Consider the following 22,226-nt stretch of genomic DNA (forward strand, 5'->3'; position numbering starts at 1 on the left):
TTACAGATTTTTCAACTGTTTCAGGAATATCATACCAGTAAACACCACGAAAGTAAACAAAGCAAAGGATGCGAAAATTACAGGGAGAGACACATACAGACAGACAACGCTCATTGCAAAGGAGGTCAGCGGAGTAGCAATGGTTGCCGAAGCATTAAAGATGGCACTGACTCTGGCTAGATAGCACTGCTCCACATGCTTCATAAAAGATATTGTAACGATGTTCATCAGAATAGCGATACAGAACCCGAACAGGAAGGCAGCTACTGCCATTGTGCAATAAATCACCACGGTACCCTGCAGATGTGCAATCTGCGTCAGCGCCAGATAATAAAATCCGGTGGAAACACCGCCAGTTAACAGCAGCGGCCGGTTACGCATATGCTTGTGCAGATACGGATATACGAAGGATCCGATGCCCATACCGACGGAAAGAGCCAAAGAGGATACGGATAATAAATCCGCCCCCTGATGCAGAATTCCGCTGATATAAGGAGCCTGAAAGGAATTATACGGTACCAGAAGCATATTCATCAGCATTGCACAGGCGCAGATGACGATTAACAGCGGCATGCCCTTTACATAACGAAAGCCTTCCTTCAACAGGTATATACTTTTGTGGATATCCACTTCTGCTTTCTCTGTTATTTCCTTGCTGTGAATACAGCAGATGATGAGAGCAGAGAGGAAGAAGGAGGCCACATCAAACAGTATTGCACCCGACAGACCGATTGCCGCAATCAGGATACCACCCATCCCTGTACCGATGAGTTCACAGATTCGGGATGAGGATTGAGAAAAGGATAGACCGAAATCATAATATTCACGTTCAAGAATCAGTGGCGTAAAGGCTGTGGATGCCGGGTTGCGAAAGGATTCCAGTGTGTTGTTCAAAAACGTGATCAGCAGCAGCATCCACGGCTGCAGAGCTGACAGCATATACAATACGGCAATGCCTGCTGTAAGGATTCCCCGTAAAATGTCACAAGCAATCATGATGTTCTTTTTCTCCATACGCTCCACGATCGCTCCTGCGAAGGGCTGAACGAGCACATTTGGTATCATATTCACACCCAGCATAATCGCAGACCAGCTTGCGGAGCCTGTGAGTTCAAATATCAGCCAGGTGAATGCAATCATATCGATGGAGTCACCAAACCGGTTGATAAAATTCGCTCCCGTCATTTTCATAAACTCTCTCTGTTTGAAAATCTGTCGATAACCTTGTTCCATATATATCTATCTCCTTTATTTGATGAATATATAATACAATATAGATAGACGATTGTCAATCAGCATATTAGATATATATCTAATATATATAAATATTTACAAGGAGAGCTCTGCAACAACCAGACTTGCAGATAAACCATATACATATGCGGTATCCGGATGTAGATGCGCTAGGCTTCCTATTTGCGGCAGTCTTCCGAAAAAAAAGACCTGATGAACAGGTCCCTATACCATAAACTGCAAAAAATAATCAATTTGTTTTTTCCACCAGTACCAGTCATGGGATACATCATATCCCCAGAAATCGATCCAGACATCAATATGCTTGTCAGCAAATATCGCCTCCATCTGATGCATGCTGTTTTCCATTTCCTGTTCCCAGGCCCCCTGTCCGCAGCATAAGACGATTTCCGAATTGCGATACAGCTCCATATACGGATGATCCTGCTGCATATTCGGCAGATAATCACTCGGTGAATTGCGATAGGTCAGCTCGTCATGATAATCATGAAAGAAATAATCGGCATGATACAAGCCGCTCATTGCCAGCACCCGATTGAATAAATCCGGTCTTCGCAGGAAGAAGTTCAATGCATGAAAGGCTCCCAGACTGCAGCCGCAGGTCATCATATCGTGCGGCTCTTTTCCGCTGTTCGCATAGGTGCTGATTTCCTGAATGCGGGGGATCAGTTCATCGATGATGTAATGATAATAGCGCTCATGCTGCTCCATACGTTCTCTTGGATTTCCGTCGACATTGCTCCATGTTTCATTATCAATGCTGTCACAGCAGAAAAACTGAATTCTGCCGGCATCCACATACTCATGTGCAGCATCAATCATACCAAAGTTTTCAAAATCATAAAACCGTCCGTTCTGGGCAGGAAATACCAGACAGGGAATGCCTGTGTGTCCATACACCTTAAATTCCATATCCCGATTCAGCTCATGACTCAATTCCTTATAATACTCCACGTTCATAAAGATACCCTCCTTCTTCTTGCGCCATCATCACTTCATTTTTTTTGAGCACTCGCACGCTCCATTTCTTCGCACATTCCATCCGCCCACAGCTGGTAGATATCCGGGTATTCCTTCAGCAATACACATCGATCTGCCCCGCTACGTATGTCCAAAAGCTCCCAATGCCCCTGCCGCTTCCATATCAGCATATGCAGGAAGCCGCAGCTCCACTCATTAGCACACAATTTTGCGCATGCCTCTTGCGCAAACACAGTCAGCTCTTTTTCCTCCTCTTTCGAAATCCGATACTGTTTTCCCCCGGAAAGACGCCCTGCGGCTGTTGCGCGTGAAGCACCTGTATGATCCAGCAAAGCCTCCCATATATAAAGACTTCCCTCCAGCTTTGGCACCCGCAGCTGTTGACATCCATTCCATGCATCCGCAAGCTTCTTGCCATCCTCGTATGCATACAGCTGTTCCTTCTGTACGTTATACAGTGCGCCATGCTTCTGTGCAGATAACAGCTCCTGTGCCTGCGGAAGAGATAACGCCCGTCTTGCCGGAGTGACTGTACACCACATGCCCGGATCCACGCACGCCGTGTCCCGCTGTCCAGGAATCGCTGAACATTGGAAACCGTACATCCGCTCTCTACATGAAAATCCGTACGCAGCCGTGCATCGAAAAACAGTCTTCCTTCCTGAAAGGATTCCATACCGTTTATCCACCCATAGCGATATGTGAAAAACGCCGCTGCCCGCAATGCTGCATCATAGGATTGATATTGTTGTATTTGTATGTAGTCCTGCAACGCATGCCTGACCTCGATCCGCAATTCCTCATACGGTTCATAACCGATTCCCAGGGTATTGATACCGTTCAGCTTCAATCGATCACAAAAGTTCCAGTTTGTCGCAGGAAATAGCGGGGATAGGATAAGAAAATTCATACATTCCCAGCTTTCTCTTTTGATTATTATACCATATAAAAAGCGATTTTGAAAGACATGTATTTTTTTCTTTCTGAAACAGAATGAAAAGAAGGTCAGCTTTTTTCTGATCTTCTTCCTGCCTCCTGCTGATAAGGTGATACAGAAATCGCATCCGCCTATACACAGGGACTGTCGCAGGCACTCATTGGTAACTTCTGTAACAGTCCTGTCATCATAACGGCATATGGATACTGGTTTCCTGATTTCCCTCCGGCCTGTAGCCGGTGCCTCTCTTTACAGCCCAGCTGTCTACGTAAATAACCGCCGTCATCATACTGCCCATGCATATTTCTCTGCAGCCCTCAGGAATGGCGGATATGCCTGCTGTACGTATACAGATCAGACACGGTCACCAGCTGATACCCCTGCTCCTGCAGCCTTGGCACCAGCTCCTGCACAGCAGAGGCTGTAGAGGCGTATAAATCATGCATCAGGATAATGTCTCCGTCCTGTACCTGCTTGAGAACCCGTTCCACCACAACCTTTGCATCACGATCATGCCAATCCCTCGTATCCAGTGACCAGGTGACGATACGTTTTCCCTTTGCACATTCCATAACCGTTTTATTCTTACTGCCGTAAGGCGGCCGTATGACATCCGGATAGCGATGTGTGATATCATAAATGGATTCCTGCGTCGCAATGATTTCCTCCTCGATGTTTTCCTTTGACAGCGTCGTCAGCTGCTTGTGTGAATACGTATGATTTCCGATTTCATTCCCCTCCAGCACCATGCGCTGCAGAATATCCGGAAAATTATCCGCATTGCTGCCAAGGACAAAGAAGGTCGCATTTGCACCATACTCCTTTAAAGCATCCAAAATCGCAGGTGTATAGCGCTTGCTCGGTCCGTCGTCAAAGGTGAGGGCGATCATCGGTTTATTCGGATCGATATTCTTAATGGGCTCATTGAGAATATCCTCATAGGGGACGATTGTCTGCTGTGCCTCATTCTTTAAATCCACGGCATCCCCGAGGCTGTCATAGCCGCATTCAAACGTGGCCGCCTCATCAAACAGGGTTTTTTGTGGAAAGTAGAATACCATACGGTCCTTTTTCAATACAAAACGGTCGAAGTTATCCTCTACTGCGGAAATATGGGTGCGAAAACGGTCATTATCGCATTCCTTGGGAAAGCGTTTCTGAAAATAGTCAGATGCTTTTGCGGAAAGGAGCTGTATCCTATCCGCGTCAAAAATATCGTATAGATGAAGAAAATCCTGTTTCTTTGTATCGTATACGATCGTTTCCACATACTCCTGCTTCTGATAAATGCATTGATAGATCGCAAGCTTTACCGAAACATATCGATCATCCTTATAAAAGGATTGCCAGGTTATATTGAATTCCGCCTTGCGCTTTTCCTTATACGGCTTCACCGCCTCCAGAAAATGCTTCTGATAGGTATCCACCGTATCCTTGATTTTCTTGTCCAGCTTTGCAATGTCTGTTTTCGGATACATGATGCTTTCCAAATAGGTATCCTTATATTGGATATCCTGCACGGTCGTTCCGATTTCCTGATTCGGATTCTTATTCTCATCCAGCTCCTCACTTCTGCAGCCGCAAAGCAGCAGCAGACAAAGGAAAGGGCATACAATACGTCTAACATTCATGAATTATCACCTGCTCCTTCAAGTATATGGAAAAACAGGCGAAAATAATGCATTATTCTGCGAAAAAAATTGTAATTCAGGCGATTTCGTATTATCATTATAGTTGGTCTAAAAGGTGGAATTAAATATGAATGAAAAAGAAAAGATTATAAATATCGCGGTCATTGCCCACGTCGATGCAGGAAAGTCTACTCTGGTAGATGCCTTCCTTCGTCAGAGTGATGTATTTCGCAGCAATGAAGAAGTTGTCGACTGTGTTATGGACAGCAATGATCTGGAACGGGAACGTGGTATCACCATCTATTCCAAAAACTGCAGTGTTATCCATGATGGTGTTAAAATCAATATTGTAGATACTCCGGGCCATGCGGATTTCTCCAGTGAAGTAGAGCGTATCATTAAGACCGTTGATGCCGTTATTCTGCTGGTGGATTCCAGTGAGGGTCCTATGCCGCAGACGCGCTTTGTATTAAGCAAGTCTCTGGAGATGGGGCTTCGCCCGATTCTGTTAATCAACAAGATTGACAAAAAGGACGCCCGTCCTCAGGAGGTTGTGGATGAGGTGTATGAGTTGTTTTTGGATTTGAATGCAACGGATGCACAGCTTGACTTCCCGATTTTATACGGTGTGGCCAAGCAGGGAATCGTTCAGTATGATATGGATACACCAAGTGATTCCATTGAACCGCTGTTCAAGACGATTCTGAAGCATTGTGAAGCCTATCCGGATTTGGATGAGGAGCCTTTGCAGATGCAGATCAGTGCGCTGGCCTACGATGAGTATATCGGGCGTCTGGGCATCGGACGTATTTATCAGGGTGTGCTGAATGCACAGCAAAGCGTTGTCATCTGTGATTCGTTTGGACATGAGCGTACCAATACCACCTCACAGATCTTTGTATACCGTGGATTGGGCCGTGTTTCTGTAAAAGAAGCGAGAAGCGGTGATATCGTTGTGGTAGCCGGTATTCCGGATATCATGATCGGAGAAACCCTGTGTGAAAAGGATCATGTCATGCCGCTGGAAAGCATTCATGTGGAAGAGCCTACCCTGAGCATGAACTTTATCGTCAACAAATCTCCGTTCGCCGGAAAGAGCGGGAAATATGTAACCTCACGTAATCTGAAGGAGCGTCTGGAAAAGGAGCTGGAGGTCAATGTCGGACTGAAGGTGGAGCCGACAGACAGCGGAGACTGCTTCAAGGTCAGCGGCCGCGGAGAATTACATATCTCTGTTTTGCTGGAGCAGATGCGCCGGGAAGGCTATGAGGTAGCCGTAAGCAAGCCAGAGGTTATTCTGCACAAGGATGAAAACGGAAAGACGGTAGAGCCTGTGGAGGAAGTTGTTGCACTGGCTCCGGAAGAATACAGCGGAACCATCATCAATAAGCTGAACCTGCGAAAGGGTGTCATGGTGGACATGGTGGAAGAAAACGGCTATTGCCGTATTACCTATGAGGCACCGACAAGAGGACTTCTGGGATATCGCAGTGAGTTCATCAATGATACACGCGGAGAGGGTACCCTGGTTCGCCGTATCAAGGGATATACGCCTTATAAGGGAGAAATCACACAGCGTGCAAACGGTGCCATGATTTCCACAGAAACAGGTGGTGCTATGACCTATGCCCTCTGGAATCTGCAGGAGCGCGGTTCCCTGTTTATTTCTCCGCAGACCGAGGTCTATGAGGGAATGATCATCGGCGAATCCGCAAGAAACGTTGACATGGATGTCAATCCGTTGAAAAACAAAAAGCTGACAGCGATTCGTTCCAGTGGAAATGATGAGGCAATGCGTCTGACGCCGCCAAGAGATATGACGCTGGAGGAAGCTCTGGAATGGATCAATGATGATGAGCTGGTGGAAATCACACCGGACAGCATCCGTCTTCGCAAGAAGGGGCTGAAGCCGCATGAGCGCCGTCAGTATTATCGTGAAAGAGTATCCGATGAAGTAAAATAAACAAACAGAAAACGCCAGCATCTGGCGTTTTTTTTATGATGCTTTCTGCGGCTTGCGAATACCGGACGATGCATCCAGCCTTATACAAATCCGAACAGTCTGAAAGAGAAACAGCGCTGCTGAACGCGAATACCACCAGAGGAATGCTGCACGGTTCTTCCTTGGTCATGGGAAATAAAGCCTGAATCATAGGTATGGACCCCGGCTTACTAGGCTTTTCCTGTGCGTTCACTAATAAGAATAGAATTGGAAGCACCATGGAAACTCTGTTGATGTCCCTAAAAAGGCTTTATCATAGGTTGAGGGACGCGAGGGTAGGCTGGAAGAGAGCTCAGACTATTCACGCAGGTGAGAATAAGCAGAGAAATGGCTGTTTCTCCCATGAACAAGAAGCTTCCCTCGGGAATCTGCCTGTATGAAAAAAACTGCCGTGAGTATGTTCCTTCGGCAGTAACTGTTACGTACGCTTGTCAAACTTTGTTTTACATTTCGGGCAGGTAATCGTAATAGTACCCCTCCCCTTCGGAACACGCAAACGCTGCTTACAGTTGGGACAGTTGTAATACTTATGTGTCTTGCGATCCTGAAATTCGCGTTTCTTTGTTCTCCATTTATTCTGAATCGGGTAGATCCACCCCATAAATTTCGCATTTTCCTGTGAGCGCTTATATGTATTTCTGCTCAAAATACGAAACCAGCACCATACGATCAGCAGCAGCGCCACATAGCCGATATATGGGATACGGAAAGCAGTGCCCAGAATCGTGATTACAAAATACAGAATCAATAACGCAAAAGACAGCTGATCCACACCGTATCTTCCGCGCATAAAATTCTGAAACCATTTCATATTTCAAAACTCCCTTCGATTGTGACATATTATATCACGTTCCCTTTCCGATTTCCAGCCTGTCGGAATTTTACGACAATATCACACAAAAAGCCCATGTTTTACCAGCTTCCCGCAGGAATTGCACAGCAATCGAGGATTGCGCCTATAGACCACTGTGTGGAAGATGATATACAGCATTGTGTAGTGTGAAAAGCAAACAGATGTATGAAAACACAGGATGTAACCGTCTTTCTCTCAATTGCTTTTTTTACTGAGGGTTCATGAAAAGCTGACAACAGTAAGACCGAAATTACTGACATATAGTTTATGGAGCGTTTGTGTTGACGGAATGAGAAAAGACTGCTATGATATACCCGACAAAAAACTTCAGGGTCGGGTGAAATTCCCAATCGGCGGTATACCCCGCAAGCCATAAGGCAGAACCGTGTGAAACTCCGGTGGCGACAGTATAGTCTGGATGAAAGAAGTTAAGTTTTTTTCGATATGTCCCTAAAGGTTTTTGTTGAAAACCTTTTTTCTTTTGAAAAAAGGCTGACACAGACAGGAGGAATCGTATATGTCAGCATATGTTTCAACAAAAAGCAGGATGAGTGTACAAACCATCGCCAAAATCAGTATTCTGGGAGCACTGGCCTTTCTGGTCATGATGTTTGAAATCCCCCTTCCCTTTGCGCCTGATTTTTATAAGCTTGGCTTTGATGAGGTTATCGTATTGATTGGAGGATTTGCTCTTGGCCCCTGGGCAGCCGTCTGCATTGAAGCTCTGAAAATCGCATTGAATCTGCTCATCGGAGGAACCATTACGATGGGCGTCGGAGAGCTTACCAACTTTCTGATTGGTCTTTCCTTTGTACTTCCGGCCACAATCATCTATCAAAGGGATAAAACGAGAAAGCATGCCCTGTTCGGTCTGATTGCAGGAACGATCTGTATGACGATACTGGGAGGACTTCTGAATTATTTCGTAATGCTGCCGGCTTATTCCTATTTTATGAACCTGCCACTGGATCGCATTATCGAATTTGGCCATGCAGTAAATCCAAACATTAACGGATTGCTTGCACTGGTGCTGATGGCAACCACCCCATTCAATGTGTTAAAGGGTGTCCTGTGCAGCATTGTTGTCTTCTTATCTTATAAAAAGGTATCCCCGGTTATAAAGAAACGGTAACAAGCTTCCGCTTGGTCTGAATTCAGATAAAGCGGAAGCTTGTTTTATTATGCAAGCCATACCCTGATGGAAAGCAGCTGCTATCGATTCATGTATTAAGGGATTACTTCATCCTTTCCAACATACCAAAGGCCTACTCCTCATGCTTTTTGATGATCTTTTTGAAGTTGAGCTGGCGCTTCTCACGCACATAGCCCCTTGCTTCATAAAAGGCATGTGCCCCTGTACGTACTCGCCGGAAACAAGACGAATCATACAGACATTCTGATTTTCTGCCCATTGCTCTACCTCCGCAAGCAGCCTGCTTCCAATTCCCTGCTGCTGGTAATCCGTATGTACTGCAATTCCCAAAATATCTATCATTGGCGCTGCATACAGAATATCATAATCCTGTGCATGCACATAGCCGATAAGCTCCTGCTTTCTTTCAGCCACCACAAGGAGATGCTGCGGCATGTGTAACAGACGATGCAGCTGCTTTTGTGTATCTGACAGCGAACAGTCATAGCCAAGCACATCAGCATTCAAACACTGTAATGCAGCCGCATCCTCCTGCCGTGCAGTCCGCAGATGAATGTGATCCTTCATGATATTTCTCCTTCCCGTTTTTATTATTGCATAGCTTCAATTCCTAAAAAAAGTATTCTCAAAGCAATTCTTCAGACCTTTTGTCCGCCTGCGAAATGAAGCAGAGCATCCATAAGCAGTAAGATCAGTATAATCCATCCGGTCCATGCAAAGACACCGGTCATATCCGAGGTCAGCCTGCATAAATTCATCTGCCGTCCGATCCCCATCGGTACCTGCCCCATGATTTCCGACATGACACCCACCTTAAAGGTCAGCGAAATCCCGTTGGATAACGATGCCTGTATAGAGGAAGAAAGCAGCGGCAGATAGACACGGCGCAGCAAATACCAGCGACTCTCCGGATATAGCTGAACGACTCGCTTCAGGTTTTCATCCATATGCTGCAGACCACTGTACAGACTGCTGTATATCGTTGGGAAAATGATGAGAAAGCTGACGATTGCCGCACTGCTCTCCGAGCCGAACCATAATAGGATAACGATGATGTAGGAAATATTGGGAACACTGCGGGTCAGCAGCAGGATTGGATAAAACAAATCATGGAAGGCAGGCATGCGGTAGGATAGGAATGCACACCACCCGGCCAATACAAATGCCGCCAATAGTCCGCCCCATGAGCGAAGCAGCGTCACCAGTGTACTCTGATAAAATGCCGCAGACTGCAGCTGCGCTCCCATCAGCTTCAAAACATCGAGGGGATAGGGAATGATAAAATCATTATCCATCCAGACAGCCAGCAGCCACCAGAGAAGAAACAGCAGAAACGCCGATGACAAAATTCTGGCCTGCCTCATCGCTCATCCTCATCAAACAGTGACAGCTGGCTGTTTTTAGCCGGTACAGGTGCTTTCCTGTTATCCACTGCCGTAAATGTCAGTCGTTCGTTATCTACCTGAAATTCCAGTTCGTCCTGCAGATACAGCGGAATCTGATCCTCAAGCATCAGAATGGGAGTACGATCATGGATATCCTTCATTTGTCTTACGGATTCCCCTGTCACAATCACGAATTCCTTATGCTCATTATAAATTCCTGCCAGATAAAACAGAGGGGCATCCTCGCGCTGGATCAGTATTTTCTGCTTCTGCTTTCCTACCTTCACCCATTCATAAAATCCGTTGCAGGGAATCAGACATTTCTTAGAAAGCATGGAGCGAAAGGTCTTTTTCTTTTCAATACCTTCACTTCTTGCATTGATCAGCTTACCATACGGTCCCTCGATTCCCCATTTCATCACATCCAGCGAAAAATCCTCCTGTCCGTTGACGAGTACCAGCGCCTGATTGCCGGGAAATACTTCCTCTCTGGCAAACTCAAACAGCGCCTGCTGCTCGATTTTATGCTTCAGCCTTGCGAATGCAGGCAGCTCTTTTAATTCAAAAAAATATCTTCCGCACATATGCAAGCCTCCTGTCCTTATACTTTTTCGTTTCGTTCCTCCAGCAGTCCTTCAAGCTGTGTAATCTCTTTTTTTATCCAATTTTCATTATAGCCCTGCTTCAGGGCTTTCTGATAATGCTCCAGAGCCTGCGCATATTTCTGTTTTTCCGTATACAGCTCCCCAAACGCGGAATGCAGCCAGCCGTCATCCCTTCCCAGCTGACGAGCTTCCAGAAGAAACGATAAGGCCGCATCCAGTTGATTCAGCCGCAGATTACACCAACCCAGCATGGAACAGTTTAACGGATTCTTCGGTTCCAGATCATAGGCCTTCTTAAAGCAGCGAATCGCTTCTTTATAGTCTTCCAGCTGTGTATAATTCCAGCCCAGCTCGCTGAAATTCCAGGCTTCACCTCCGAAGCGCTCAATCCGCTTCTTCAAAACAGCAATGGCTTTCTCCCCCTGAGAGCTTCTTCCCAGATTCCACGCATACAGATCCTGCATTTCCCTGCCTTCCTCTCCATGCTGCAGACAGAACTCACAGGCTGCAATAGCCTTAACATGGTCATGCAGATCACTGTAGCATCGGGCATAATGAAACATCAGCCAAAGATCATCCTTTTTTTCTTCACTGGCACGCTCCAGATATTGAAGCTTTTTTGTCCAGTCCTGCTGCTTATGCGCAATCCAGATCATTTCCTGATAGATCCAATAGGTATCCGTTTCCTTCTGCAATGCCTTTTCAAAGTACTCCAGAGCCGTGTTATACTGCTCATCCGATTCCCTGATACGTTGCAGGGAACGATACACATCTCCCAGCAGCGTTCGCTCACTTGTATCATCTCTTCCCAGCTCCAGAGCCTTTAAAAGATGCAAAAGTGCCTCCTGTGGTTCATCCTTCTGGAAATAAGCAAATCCAAGCTCAAATTCCCTCCAGTCCCGGTAATGCTCATGTTGAATCTCCTGCAGGATTTGAATCTCCTTATCATATTCCCCACAGGCCTTGTAAAACCTCGCCAGATCAAAGCGAGCATCCTCATCCGGCAGGATACGGTAGCTCCTCACATAGTATTCCTCAGCTGTTTCCTTGTCTCCAAGCCCGTAATATGCCTCGGCAGCCTGCGAAAGCAGCCAGACATTTCGTTCATCATCCAGCAAGCCGTTTTCAAAATATGTAATCGCATCTTTCAGATTGCCCAGCTCCTTATAACACCATCCAATTTCACCATGCAGCCAGGGCTCATCAAAGCCAAGCTCCAAAGCCTTCAGCAAAGCATCCAGTCCATCCCTGATATTCCTCTGCCGATCCAGTGAAAAGCCCAGCTGAGAATATATCCAACCATCCTCCGGGAAATAAACAAGCCCTTTTCGCAGAAATACCTCCGCCTCCTGATAGCGCTCCATATGATTCAGAATCCATCCCATATTCCCATAATAAAAAGGCTCCTCACTCGCGTACAGCTTGTGCTTCTCCAGCAGTATACGTGCATCGTCCAGCCTGTTTTCCTCGATCAGCTGTGTAAATTCTTCCTTATAATCCATAGTCTGCACCCCTTTTCACCTATTATACTATACTTTCGGGCTGAAAAAAAGAAGACCATGCTCCCATGGCCTAAAACAGCTGCAATACAATCCCACTTGTGATTGCTGTCACAAAGAGAATGGCAAAGATGCGCAGGATATCCTTTTTGTTGTCATACATACGAAGCAGCACCAGCAGTCCAAGTCCTGCACTGGTAATCAGTCCGGCGGTTAGTGCCCCAAAGGACAGCACGCCGTCCATAAACAGCTGTGCCAGAATTACACTGGCTGCACAATTGGGAATAAATCCTGCCAGAGCCGCAAGCATTGGCTGCAGATAAGAGCCCTGTGCCAATATGGTACGCAGTGTATCCTCCCCAATGTAGTAAATGAAAACAGACAATGCAAAATTTACAGCAAAGACAAAAATAAAGATTTTAATGGTACGAATCATAGCAATATAGACGATGGAATGATGTTCCTCCACACTCTCTTTCTCACACTCCGCATGAATATCATGCAGCGGATGGTTTTCCTTTAACCGGTGTCCGCGTACAAGCAAATCTACAATATATCCAACCAGTACTGCGATAACAAGCTTTACTGCGATAACAGAGAATAGGACATTGATTTGCTTCGGCTGTGCGACCAGAATCGGAATAGCCTCATCACTGGTAGAAATAAAAACAGCCAGTAAGGTTCCAAGTGAAATGGAACGGTTCATATACAAACCGCTTGCCAGCACAGAAAAGCCGCATTGCGGCACAATGCCTAAGATACCACCAATCAGCGGTCCCAGAGCTCTTGCGGATTCCAGCCGCTTCTGGAAACGGTCATTGCTTTTATGTTCCAGGTATTCCATAAGTAGATACGTCAGAAATAAAAACGGCATCATTGGTAACGCATCATGGAATACATCCTGTAGTACATCCTGCATAAAACTCCTCCTTCACATACTAGAGAATTTTACCATTCTTTCGAATTTTATACCAGCAAAACAATCATTCGTCAACGATTAAAAAAGACCCATCCAAAGATGAGTCAGATTACCTGGCAGCGTGCTATCTTCACTGGAGCCAGTCCAGATATTGTCGCCGCTGATATGCTTAACTTCTGTGTTCGGGATGAGAACAGGTGTGTCCACATCGCTATCGCCACCAGATCACTTTGAGGTCTACCCCTCAAAACTGAATAACAGTTGACAGTTTCTTTTTGTACCATCTGGTACGTGTGATTAAGTCCTCGACCTATTAGTATCAGTCAACTCCATGTATCGCTACACTTCCATCTCTGACCTATCCACCTCGTCGTCTTCAAGGGGTCTTACTTCGTTTTACGAATGGGAGATCTCATCTTGGAGTAGGCTTCGCGCTTAGATGCTTTCAGCGCTTATCCCTTCCCTACTTAGCTACCCAGCTATGCTCCTGGCGGAACAACTGGTGCACCAGCGGTAGGTCCATCCCGGTCCTCTCGTACTAAGGACAGCTCTCCTCAGATCTCCAACGCCCACAACAGATAGGGACCGAACTGTCTCACGACGTTCTGAACCCAGCTCGCGTACCGCTTTAATGGGCGGACAGCCCAACCCTTGGAACCGAATTCAGCTCCAGGATGCGATGAGCCGACATCGAGGTGCCAAACCTCGCCGTCGATGTGAACTCTTGGGCGAGATCAGCCTGTTATCCCCAGGGTAGCTTTTATCCGTTGAGCGACGGCCCTTCCATTCGGCACCGCCGGATCACTAATCCCGACTTTCGTCCCTGTTCGACTTGTTTGTCTCACAGTCAAGCACGCTTCTGCATTTGCACTCGTCGATTGATTTCCATCCAATCTGAGCGTACCTTTGGGCGCCTCCGTTACTCTTTAGGAGGCGACCGCCCCAGTCAAACTGCCCACCTGACACGGTCCCTCACCCAGTTCATGGGTGCAGGTTAGAACTTCAATCAAACAAGAGTGGTATCCCAACAGCGGCTCCTCGTATACTGGCGTACACGTCTCACAGCCTCCCACCTATCCTGTACATCTTTGATCAAAATTCAATATCAGGCTACAGTAAAGCTCCATGGGGTCTTTCCGTCTAGTTGCGGGTAACCTGCATTTTCACAGGTACTAAGATTTCACCGAGTCTGCTGCCGAGACAGCGCCCAAATCGTTACGCCTTTCGTGCGGGTCAGAACTTACCTGACAAGGAATTTCGCTACCTTAGGACCGTTATAGTTACGGCCGCCGTTCACTGGGGCTTCAATTCATTGCTTCTCCTTGCGGATGACAAATCCTCTTAACCTTCCAGCACCGGGCAGGCGTCACCCCCTATACTTCGTCTTGCGACTTTGCAGAGAGCTGTGTTTTAGTTAAACAGTCGCTTGGGCCTCTTCACTGCGGCTCTCTTTTACAAGAGCACTCCTTATCGCTAACTTACGGAGTCATTTTGCCGAGTTCCTTGGCAACAGTTCTCTCGCTCACCTCAGGATTCTCTCCTTGCCCACCTGTGTCGGTTTTGGTACGGGCCGCTATGGAATTAATACTAGAAACTTTTCTTGGAAGCTGGCATCATGTGCTTCAGTACTTGCCCGAGGGCGTTCCCTTACCTATCACATCTTACATCCCGCTGACGCATTTCACTGTCAGCCTGCTATATGCTTCGACCACAATCCACTAAGTGGCTCACACTAGCCTTCTCCGTCATTCCTTCATTTCCATCGCGGGTACAGGAATATCTGCCTGTTTTCCATCCACTACGCCTTTCGGCCTCGCGTTAGGTCCCGACTTACCCAGGGCGGACGAACCTTCCCCTGGAATCCTTGGGCTATCGGTGTGTAGGATTCTCACCTACATCTCGCTACTCACACCGGCATTCTCTCTTCCATGCTCTCCACTGCTCCTTACGGTACAGCTTCTACGTGCATGCAACGCTCCCCTACCACTTGCATTACTGCAAATCCGCAGCTTCGGTAGTATGCTTAGCCCCGGTACATTTTCGGCGCAGGGTCACTCGACTAGTGAGCTGTTACGCACTCTTTGAAGGATGGCTGCTTCTGAGCCAACCTCCTAGTTGTCTGTGCATCCCCACATCCTTTTCCACTTAGCATACATTTTGGGACCTTAACTGGCGGTCTGGGCTGTTTCCCTTTTGACCATGGACCTTATCACCCACAGTCTGACTGCCGAGTATGTCACCATGGCATTCGGAGTTTGATTATACTCAGTACCCCGGGATGGGGCCATCGTACATTCAGTGCTCTACCTCCATGCGACTCTACCTCGACGCTAGCCCTAAAGCTATTTCGGGGAGAACCAGCTATATCCGTGTTCGATTGGAATTTCTCCCCTAGCCACAACTCATCCGCCAACTTTTCAACGGGGGTCGGTTCGGTCCTCCATTCAGTTTCACCTGAACTTCAACCTGGTCATGGCTAGATCACACGGTTTCGGGTCTACATCATCGTACTGCCGCCCTATTAAGACTCGCTTTCGCTTCGGCTCCGTATCTTCTACTTAACCTCGCACGATAACGTAACTCGCCGGTTCATTCTACAAAAGGCACGCCATCACCCTTTAACGGGCTCTGACTTCTTGTAAGCATACGGTTTCAGGTTCTATTTCACTCCGCTCCCGCGGTTCTTTTCACCTTTCCCTCACGGTACTGGTTCACTATCGGTCACTTGGGTATATTTAGCCTTGACGGATGGTCCCGCCTGCTTCCGACAAGATTTCTCGTGTCTCGCCGTACTCAGGATACCACTAGGCTTCACATCGCTTTCAGTTACGGGACTTGCACCCTCTCCGGTCGGCCTTTCAATGCCGTTCTCTTAGCCTTGCTCTTGCCATCTCGTGGTCCTACAACCCCAGATCAAGATCTGGTTTGGGCTCCTCCGCGTTCGCTCGCCGCTACTTACGGAATCATTCTTATTTTCTTTTCCTCCGGATACTTAGATGTTTCAGTTCTCCGGGTACCTCCCTCATGAGCTATGTATTCACTCATGGGTGACAGCTCATTACTGCTGCCGGGTTTCCCCATTCGGATATCGACGGATCTTTGTGTACGTACCACTCCCCGTCGCGTTTCGCCGTTTGTTGCGTCCTTCTTCAGTTCCAAGTGCCTAGGCATCCACCGTACGCCCTTATTCACTTAATCACATTAAGTTCAAAGCGTTCATTTCTTTGCTTAGGTTTTTGCTTGAGTTTTCTGTTTTGTTTAACTTTCTACTCGTGAATATCTATGTTTGTTTACAACTTTCGTTATAGACCTTCATATGTCTTCTGTTATTCAGTTTTCAAAGATCGACTTCTTTTTCGTTTGGAAGATCAGTCTTCCAAAACTGAACAGGAAATGTTCGATAACTCTTCTTTTGTACTTTCTCCTTAGAAAGGAGGTGATCCATCCCCACGTTCCCGTAGGGATACCTTGTTACGACTTAACCCCAGTCATCGGTCCTACCTTCGACGGCTCACTCCTTACGGTTATGCCACCGGCTTCGGGTATTACTGACTCCCATGGTTTGACGGGCGGTGTGTACAAGGCCCGAGAACGTATTCACCGCAGCATGCTGATCTGCGATTACTAGCGATTCCGACTTCATGAAGTCGAGTTGCAGACTTCAATCCGAACTGAGACGACCTTTATGAGATTCGCTTCTTGTCACCAAGTCGCTGCTCTTTGTGGTCGCCATTGTAGTACGTGTGTAGCCCAGGCCATAAGGGGCATGATGATTTGACGTCATCCCCACCTTCCTCCGGTTTGTCACCGGCAGTCTCGCATGAGTCCCCAACTTGATGCTGGTAACATGCGACAAGGGTTGCGCTCGTTGCGGGACTTAACCCAACATCTCACGACACGAGCTGACGACAACCATGCACCACCTGTGTGATCCATAATTATCCCCCTATCTCTAGGGTATTTGTTTCCATGTCAAGGCCTGGTAAGGTTCTTCGCGTTGCTTCGAATTAAACCACATACTCCACCGCTTGTGCGGGCCCCCGTCAATTCCTTTGAGTTTCACACTTGCGTGCATACTCCCCAGGCGGAGAACTTATTGCGTTAACTGCAGCACTGAATTTCTCCAACACTTAGTTCTCATCGTTTACGGCGTGGACTACTAGGGTATCTAATCCTATTTGCTCCCCACGCTTTCGTGCCTCAGTGTCAGTTACAGACCAGGCGACCGCCTTCGCCACTGGTGTTCCTCCATATATCTACGCATTTTACCGCTACACATGGAATTCCATCGCCCTCTTCTGCACTCCAGCATACCAGTTTCCATAGCTTACAATGGTTGAGCCATTGCCTTTTACTACAGACTTAGTACGCCACCTACGCACCCTTTACGCCCAATGATTCCGGATAACGCTTGCCACCTACGTATTACCGCGGCTGCTGGCACGTAGTTAGCCGTGGCTTTCTGGTAAGCTACCGTCACTCCCATAGCATTTCCTCTATGAGCCGTTCTTCACTTACAACAGAGCTTTACGATCCGAAGACCTTCTTCACTCACGCGGCATTGCTCGTTCAGGGTTTCCCCCCCATTGACGAAAATTCCCTACTGCTGCCTCCCGTAGGAGTTTGGGCCGTGTCTCAGTCCCAATGTGGCCGTTTACCCTCTCAGGCCGGCTACGCATCATCGCCTTGGTGGGCCGTTACCTCACCAACTAGCTAATGCGTCGCAGGTCCATCCATGTTCACGCCTTGAAGGGCGCTTTAATATACAGAGCATGCGCTCCGTATACCTATCCGGTTTTAGCTACCGTTTCCAGCAGTTATCCCGGACACATGGGCAGGTTACCTACGTGTTACTCACCCGTTCGCCACTAAGTCTTTTTGGAAGCAAGCTTCCTGAAGACTTCGTTCGACTTGCATGTATTAGGCATGCCGCCAGCGTTCATCCTGAGCCAGGATCAAACTCTCCATTTGATTTAGCTCTAACGCATGACTTGCGTTTGAATTTCATTTTAGTTATCGTTATTCCGAGAATATTGTTTTCTCAAATAATTGACGTTTCCTGTTCAGTTTTCAAAGACCGAAATTTCTATTTCGTTTGCCGCTGTACTCATCAGCGCTCGTATATAATACAACGAATCATACCCTGTGTCAACGATAAAATTCACTTTTTTCATCTTTTTTTTAACATTATCAATCGTAAACGGTTACATCCTTTGTTTACAGCTGTTTCTCTATTCTATAGGAGCTTTTCCATCTCCGTTTATAAAATAAAATGCGATGAAAGGTAATAAAAAGCTGTGACAACCTGCCTGAAGACAGTCTGTCACAGCTCTTTTAGTTGCTTCCATTTTGTAAAGCTCTTATGCTTCCTCGCGAACCCTGCCGCAGATCGGATAGTTTGCACAGCTTGGATTACATGCCTGCTGTGCGGTAAGCCGCAGCTTCGCCGGAACAAGTGCCGTAATTTCATCATCGTCATATCCGACAACGAAGCTCTTCTCATTGATCATAATCGGACGCTTCAGAATGGATGGATTTTTCTGTATTATATCCACCAGCTCCTTGATAGAGATATCATCCAAATCTCTATGCAGCTCCTGAAATGCCTTGGAACGCGTGGATATGATATCCTCCGTACCATTCTCTGTTCTCTGCAGAAGGTATTTGATTTCATCCTCCTTCAGCAGTGTTGTAAAAATATTCTTTTCAATGTATTTCATATCATTGTCTTTTAACCATTGTTTCGCTTTTCTACAGCTAGCACACCCAGGCGAAGTATATAAAATAATCATCTTCTCTGCCTCCTTCACATATATCTATTATAATTCATTGTATTTTAATAGGAAAGCAATTTTTGCAGATTTTGCTTTTTTCCTTGTTTTTCATATTTGATAATAGTATGATAATAAGGAATCAGAAATGCAGAGATGAAGATATAGTAGTTTTACGGCAGTTCCTCAACAGAGAGCTGGTATATGGTGCAAGTCAGCAGGAGCCTGTAAAATGAATTGGGTCTTTGGAGCATGTTCCTGCGGGAACCGTAAAAGCCTTTAACGTTACAGGCAAGTGATTCCCTTGTGCGAAAAGCAATGGAATAAGTCGGGTGGTACCACGCTGTCAGCGTCCCTACATGGTACTTTTTTTATTTTATGGAGGTGTTTTATATGAAAAGAATGCTAAGCGGCATCAAACCAACCGGGCGTTTAACACTCGGAAACTATATCGGAGCTATACGGAATTTCGTAGCTTACCAGGACGATTATGAAATGTATGTCTTCATTGCGAATATGCATGCAATCACGGTTCCACAGGAGCGTGCAGAGCTGAAAAAGAACACAAAGGATTTAATTGCCCTGTACCTGGCTGCCGGACTGGATCCAAAAAAAGCTACGATCTTTTTACAGAGCGATGTGCATGAACATGCGGAGCTTGGATGGATAATGACCTGCAATTCCTATATGGGCGAGCTGCAGCGAATGACACAGTATAAGGATAAGACCGCAAAGGGTGAAACAGGTATTACCGCAGGACTGTTTACGTATCCTTCTTTGATGGCTGCGGATATCCTGCTGTATGATGCGGATTATGTACCGGTAGGTCTGGATCAGAAGCAGCATGTGGAGCTGACCAGAAATCTGGCAGAGCGCTTCAACAACCGTTATGGTGATACCTTTATCATTCCGGAACCGCTTGTCAGTAAGGTAGGTGCAAAAATTTATTCCCTGCAGGATCCTACAAAGAAGATGTCCAAATCTGAGGAAAATCCAAAGGGTACCATTGATCTGCTGGATGAACCGGCAGTAGCACGAAAGAAAATTATGTCTGCAGTTACTGATTCATTGGGTATCATTCAGTATGACCCCGAACATCAACCTGGTGTTTCCAATCTGTTAACAATCTTATCATCCTTGAATGGGGAAAGCATCGAAAGCATTGTTGAGCGCTATAAAGGTAAGGGCTATGGCGATTTCAAGAAGGAGGTCGGCGCTGCAGTCTTTGATTTCCTGAGTGAGCTGCAGGCAAAGTACAAAGAGATTCTCTCCAGCGGTATGGTGGAAAAGGTTATTACAGAAGGAAATGAAAAAGCAAGACGCAGTGCGCACAAAAAGCTGATGAAGGTCAAGAAAAAAGTTGGTTTCCAGTTATTTTAAATAAACGCATTGTTTATAATTTTTCAATTGTTCGAATAAGAAGCATTCCCCGTAATGCTTCTTTTCTCTTCCAGCAGCTTATTTGCTGGTTTTCCTGTTAATGTATGATATGATACATATAGAAGGAGGGGGTTGTATGCATAGCTTATTTCTACGCGAAGTATCAATAGATTGGGATGCTGTTAGCGACTATACGCAACATATTGCGGCACTGCACTCCTTTGACCGGCTAATCTTTCAAAAACAGATTACCTTTTTTACAGGAGAAAACGGCTCCGGCAAATCAACGCTTCTGGAGGCGATTGCTGTTGCTTATGGTTTTAATCCGGAGGGTGGTACCAAAAACTACCGCTTTTATACAAAGGATACGCATTCCTCCCTGCACGAGGGGATTCATTTAAGCCGCGGTTTCTGTCAGCCCTCCTGTTCTTATTTTTTACGGGCGGAAAGTTTTTATAATCTTGCGACCAAGGCTGAGGAGTATGCGTCCATCTATCAGGGAAGAGAACTGCATTCCTGTTCCCATGGTGAGAGCTTTTTATCCTTTATACAAAGCTTTCGGGACATCGGCTTGTTTTTACTGGATGAGCCGGAGGCCGCATTGTCCCCACAGCGCCAGCTGACCCTGCTGATACAGCTGTCAACGATGGCTTGGGAGGGCTCACAGTTTCTCATTGCAACAAACTCTCCGATTTTGCTTGGTATTCCCAATGCACAGATTTTAAGCTTTGATGATGGAATCATTGAAGAAATCACCTATGAGCAGACCGCATCCTATCAGATCACCGAAATGTTTATGAATAACCGTGAGTATATGCTCGACAAGCTGTTACGGGAAAACGAGAAATAAAAAGCGATGAATACAAAACAAGCTGCTACCATACAGCAAAGGAGATGTTGATGATAACACTACGCAAGGTTGACAAACGCAATATCTGGTCCATTGTTTGGCTGAAGGTGCATGATGAACAGCAAAGCTTTGTGGCAACCAATACAGAGAGCATGCTGCAGGCATATACAACGATGACAGAAGGTGGTGTTGCTTTGCCGTTTGGCATCTACGATGAGGAAAGTCTGATTGGTTTTGTCATGTTTGGCTACGGACGACAGGAAGAAAGTGATCCGCCGATCGCACAGAATAATTATTCCATTTGGCGGTTTATGATTGATAAAGCCTGGCAGGGAAAAGGACTAGGCAAGCAGGCGCTGCAGACTGCCATTGATTTTGTAAAAACGATGCCCTGTGGTAAAGCAGAGTTCGTATGGCTTTCCTATGAGGCAGAGAATACAGCAGCCGGTGCCTTGTATTATGCAGCAGGCTTTCGTGAAAACAACGAGCTGTGTGACGGTGAAACCGTAGCCGTTTTGCGGCTAAAGGAAGCATAGCAGTATGGAAATACAGAAATTTTGGGAATCCTTTCTGAAAGAGGCGCAAGCTTCCCTTTACCACCACATATCAGGAAGCCTTTCATTTTGAACTGACACAAACGCTTGCGGACAGCCTGCTAAAGCTGGTGCTTGATAACATAAAAAGAGCGACTGCAAGCAGCCTCTATGCATATGAAATACAGCATGAACGGCTGCCGCAGGTCAATGACTTCAATATTCTGATTGACTGGGCAGGCACTCCCTTCTGTGTGATCAAAACCACAACCGTTACGATCCTTCCCTTCCATAAGATAACCTTCGCGCTGTGTATGCGGGAGGGTGAGGACGATACACTGGAATCGTGGCAGAAAACCCATCGTGCCTTTTTCACAAAGGAAGGAAATGCTTTGGGCTATTCGTTTTGTGAGGATATGCCGGTTGTATTCGAGGATTTTGAGGTCGTCTACAGGCGATAGAGAAAAGGGATG

18 protein-coding genes, 3 rRNA genes, 1 pseudogene and 1 riboswitch are annotated in these 22,226 nt (G+C 46.4%); of the genes and pseudogenes, 6 read left to right on the top strand and 16 right to left on the bottom strand.

The window, feature by feature from the left end; translation table 11 throughout:
* The 6 genes and pseudogenes from G4D54_14445 to G4D54_14470 form a co-directional block, all read right to left on the bottom strand.
* The gene (locus G4D54_14445) at positions 1-1,233 is read right to left on the bottom strand and encodes an MFS transporter (protein QJA03561.1); all 1,233 of its coding nucleotides are present in this window, start codon (positions 1,231-1,233) and stop codon (positions 1-3) included.
* A gap of 225 nt (positions 1,234-1,458) precedes the next feature.
* Positions 1,459-2,214: an esterase family protein gene (locus G4D54_14450; GenBank protein ID QJA03562.1), complete on the bottom strand. Its 756-nt coding sequence runs from the start codon at positions 2,212-2,214 to the stop codon at positions 1,459-1,461.
* 35 nt (positions 2,215-2,249) lie between these two features.
* Positions 2,250-2,840 (bottom strand): hypothetical protein, encoded by a 591-nt coding sequence (locus G4D54_14455; protein QJA03563.1) that lies wholly within the window; start codon positions 2,838-2,840, stop codon positions 2,250-2,252.
* A gap of 50 nt (positions 2,841-2,890) precedes the next feature.
* A pseudogene (locus G4D54_14460) lies at positions 2,891-3,145 on the bottom strand (hypothetical protein).
* 158 nt (positions 3,146-3,303) lie between these two features.
* The gene (locus G4D54_14465) at positions 3,304-3,474 is read right to left on the bottom strand and encodes a hypothetical protein (protein ID QJA03564.1); all 171 of its coding nucleotides are present in this window, start codon (positions 3,472-3,474) and stop codon (positions 3,304-3,306) included.
* Positions 3,475-3,489: 15 nt separating this feature from the next.
* Complete coding sequence (locus G4D54_14470; GenBank protein QJA03565.1) at positions 3,490-4,803, bottom strand: polysaccharide deacetylase family protein; 1,314 nt, start codon at positions 4,801-4,803, stop codon at positions 3,490-3,492.
* Positions 4,804-4,930: 127 nt separating this feature from the next.
* On the opposite strand from G4D54_14470, the gene typA reads away from it, so the two are divergent.
* The gene (typA, locus tag G4D54_14475; protein QJA03566.1) at positions 4,931-6,766 is read left to right on the top strand and encodes a translational GTPase TypA; all 1,836 of its coding nucleotides are present in this window, start codon (positions 4,931-4,933) and stop codon (positions 6,764-6,766) included.
* Positions 6,767-7,223: 457 nt separating this feature from the next.
* Here typA and G4D54_14480 read toward each other — a convergent pair whose 3' ends face one another.
* Positions 7,224-7,616: a hypothetical protein gene (locus G4D54_14480; protein QJA03567.1), complete on the bottom strand. Its 393-nt coding sequence runs from the start codon at positions 7,614-7,616 to the stop codon at positions 7,224-7,226.
* 361 nt (positions 7,617-7,977) lie between these two features.
* A riboswitch (FMN riboswitch) is annotated at positions 7,978-8,092 on the top strand.
* A gap of 83 nt (positions 8,093-8,175) precedes the next feature.
* Here G4D54_14480 and G4D54_14485 point away from each other — a divergent pair.
* Positions 8,176-8,790: an ECF transporter S component gene (locus tag G4D54_14485; protein QJA03568.1), complete on the top strand. Its 615-nt coding sequence runs from the start codon at positions 8,176-8,178 to the stop codon at positions 8,788-8,790.
* Between the two features lie 108 nt (positions 8,791-8,898).
* Here G4D54_14485 and G4D54_14490 read toward each other — a convergent pair whose 3' ends face one another.
* The 9 genes from G4D54_14490 to G4D54_14530 form a co-directional block, all read right to left on the bottom strand.
* Positions 8,899-9,378 carry a GNAT family N-acetyltransferase gene (locus G4D54_14490; GenBank protein QJA03569.1) on the bottom strand — a complete coding sequence of 160 codons (480 nt, stop codon included), beginning with the start codon at positions 9,376-9,378 and terminating at the stop codon, positions 8,899-8,901.
* Positions 9,379-9,449: 71 nt separating this feature from the next.
* On the bottom strand, positions 9,450-10,175 hold the full coding sequence (locus tag G4D54_14495; protein ID QJA03570.1) for an ABC transporter permease subunit: 726 nt from the start codon (positions 10,173-10,175) through the stop codon (positions 9,450-9,452).
* A complete protein-coding gene (locus G4D54_14500; GenBank protein QJA03571.1) occupies positions 10,172-10,780 on the bottom strand; it encodes an SOS response-associated peptidase in 609 nt (202 codons plus the stop codon). The genes G4D54_14495 and G4D54_14500 overlap by 4 nt, the downstream gene beginning before the upstream one ends.
* A 17-nt stretch (positions 10,781-10,797) precedes the next feature.
* Positions 10,798-12,303 carry a tetratricopeptide repeat protein gene (locus G4D54_14505; protein QJA03572.1) on the bottom strand — a complete coding sequence of 502 codons (1,506 nt, stop codon included), beginning with the start codon at positions 12,301-12,303 and terminating at the stop codon, positions 10,798-10,800.
* A 70-nt stretch (positions 12,304-12,373) separates the two neighbouring features.
* Entirely contained in the window at positions 12,374-13,219 is an 846-nt protein-coding gene (locus tag G4D54_14510; protein QJA03573.1) for a hypothetical protein, read from the bottom strand.
* 111 nt (positions 13,220-13,330) lie between these two features.
* Positions 13,331-13,444: ribosomal RNA gene (rrf, locus tag G4D54_14515) — 5S ribosomal RNA — on the bottom strand.
* 67 nt (positions 13,445-13,511) lie between these two features.
* Positions 13,512-16,420 (bottom strand): 23S ribosomal RNA (locus tag G4D54_14520).
* A gap of 219 nt (positions 16,421-16,639) precedes the next feature.
* Positions 16,640-18,190, bottom strand: a 16S ribosomal RNA gene (locus G4D54_14525).
* Together the 16S, 23S and 5S rRNA genes form the textbook arrangement of a ribosomal RNA operon.
* A gap of 389 nt (positions 18,191-18,579) precedes the next feature.
* The gene (locus G4D54_14530; GenBank protein QJA03574.1) at positions 18,580-19,011 is read right to left on the bottom strand and encodes a Spx/MgsR family RNA polymerase-binding regulatory protein; all 432 of its coding nucleotides are present in this window, start codon (positions 19,009-19,011) and stop codon (positions 18,580-18,582) included.
* Positions 19,012-19,383: 372 nt separating this feature from the next.
* Here G4D54_14530 and trpS point away from each other — a divergent pair, with 372 nt between their 5' ends.
* From trpS to G4D54_14550, 4 genes are all read left to right on the top strand, one after another.
* Positions 19,384-20,370, top strand: a complete 987-nt coding sequence (gene trpS / locus G4D54_14535; GenBank protein QJA03575.1) for a tryptophan--tRNA ligase — start codon at positions 19,384-19,386, stop codon at positions 20,368-20,370.
* Positions 20,371-20,506: 136 nt separating this feature from the next.
* Positions 20,507-21,220 (top strand): AAA family ATPase, encoded by a 714-nt coding sequence (locus tag G4D54_14540; GenBank protein QJA03576.1) that lies wholly within the window; start codon positions 20,507-20,509, stop codon positions 21,218-21,220.
* A 50-nt stretch (positions 21,221-21,270) separates the two neighbouring features.
* Positions 21,271-21,756 carry a GNAT family N-acetyltransferase gene (locus G4D54_14545; GenBank protein QJA03577.1) on the top strand — a complete coding sequence of 162 codons (486 nt, stop codon included), beginning with the start codon at positions 21,271-21,273 and terminating at the stop codon, positions 21,754-21,756.
* 116 nt (positions 21,757-21,872) lie between these two features.
* Positions 21,873-22,214, top strand: coding sequence for an ASCH domain-containing protein (locus G4D54_14550; protein QJA05207.1), 342 nt, complete (start codon positions 21,873-21,875; stop codon positions 22,212-22,214).
* The last annotated feature ends 12 nt before the right edge of the window (positions 22,215-22,226 follow it).

Origin of the sequence: [Clostridium] innocuum (genome assembly GCA_012317185.1) — a bacterium.
Classification (GTDB): Bacteria; Bacillota_I; Bacilli_A; order Erysipelotrichales; family Erysipelotrichaceae; genus Clostridium_AQ; species Clostridium_AQ innocuum.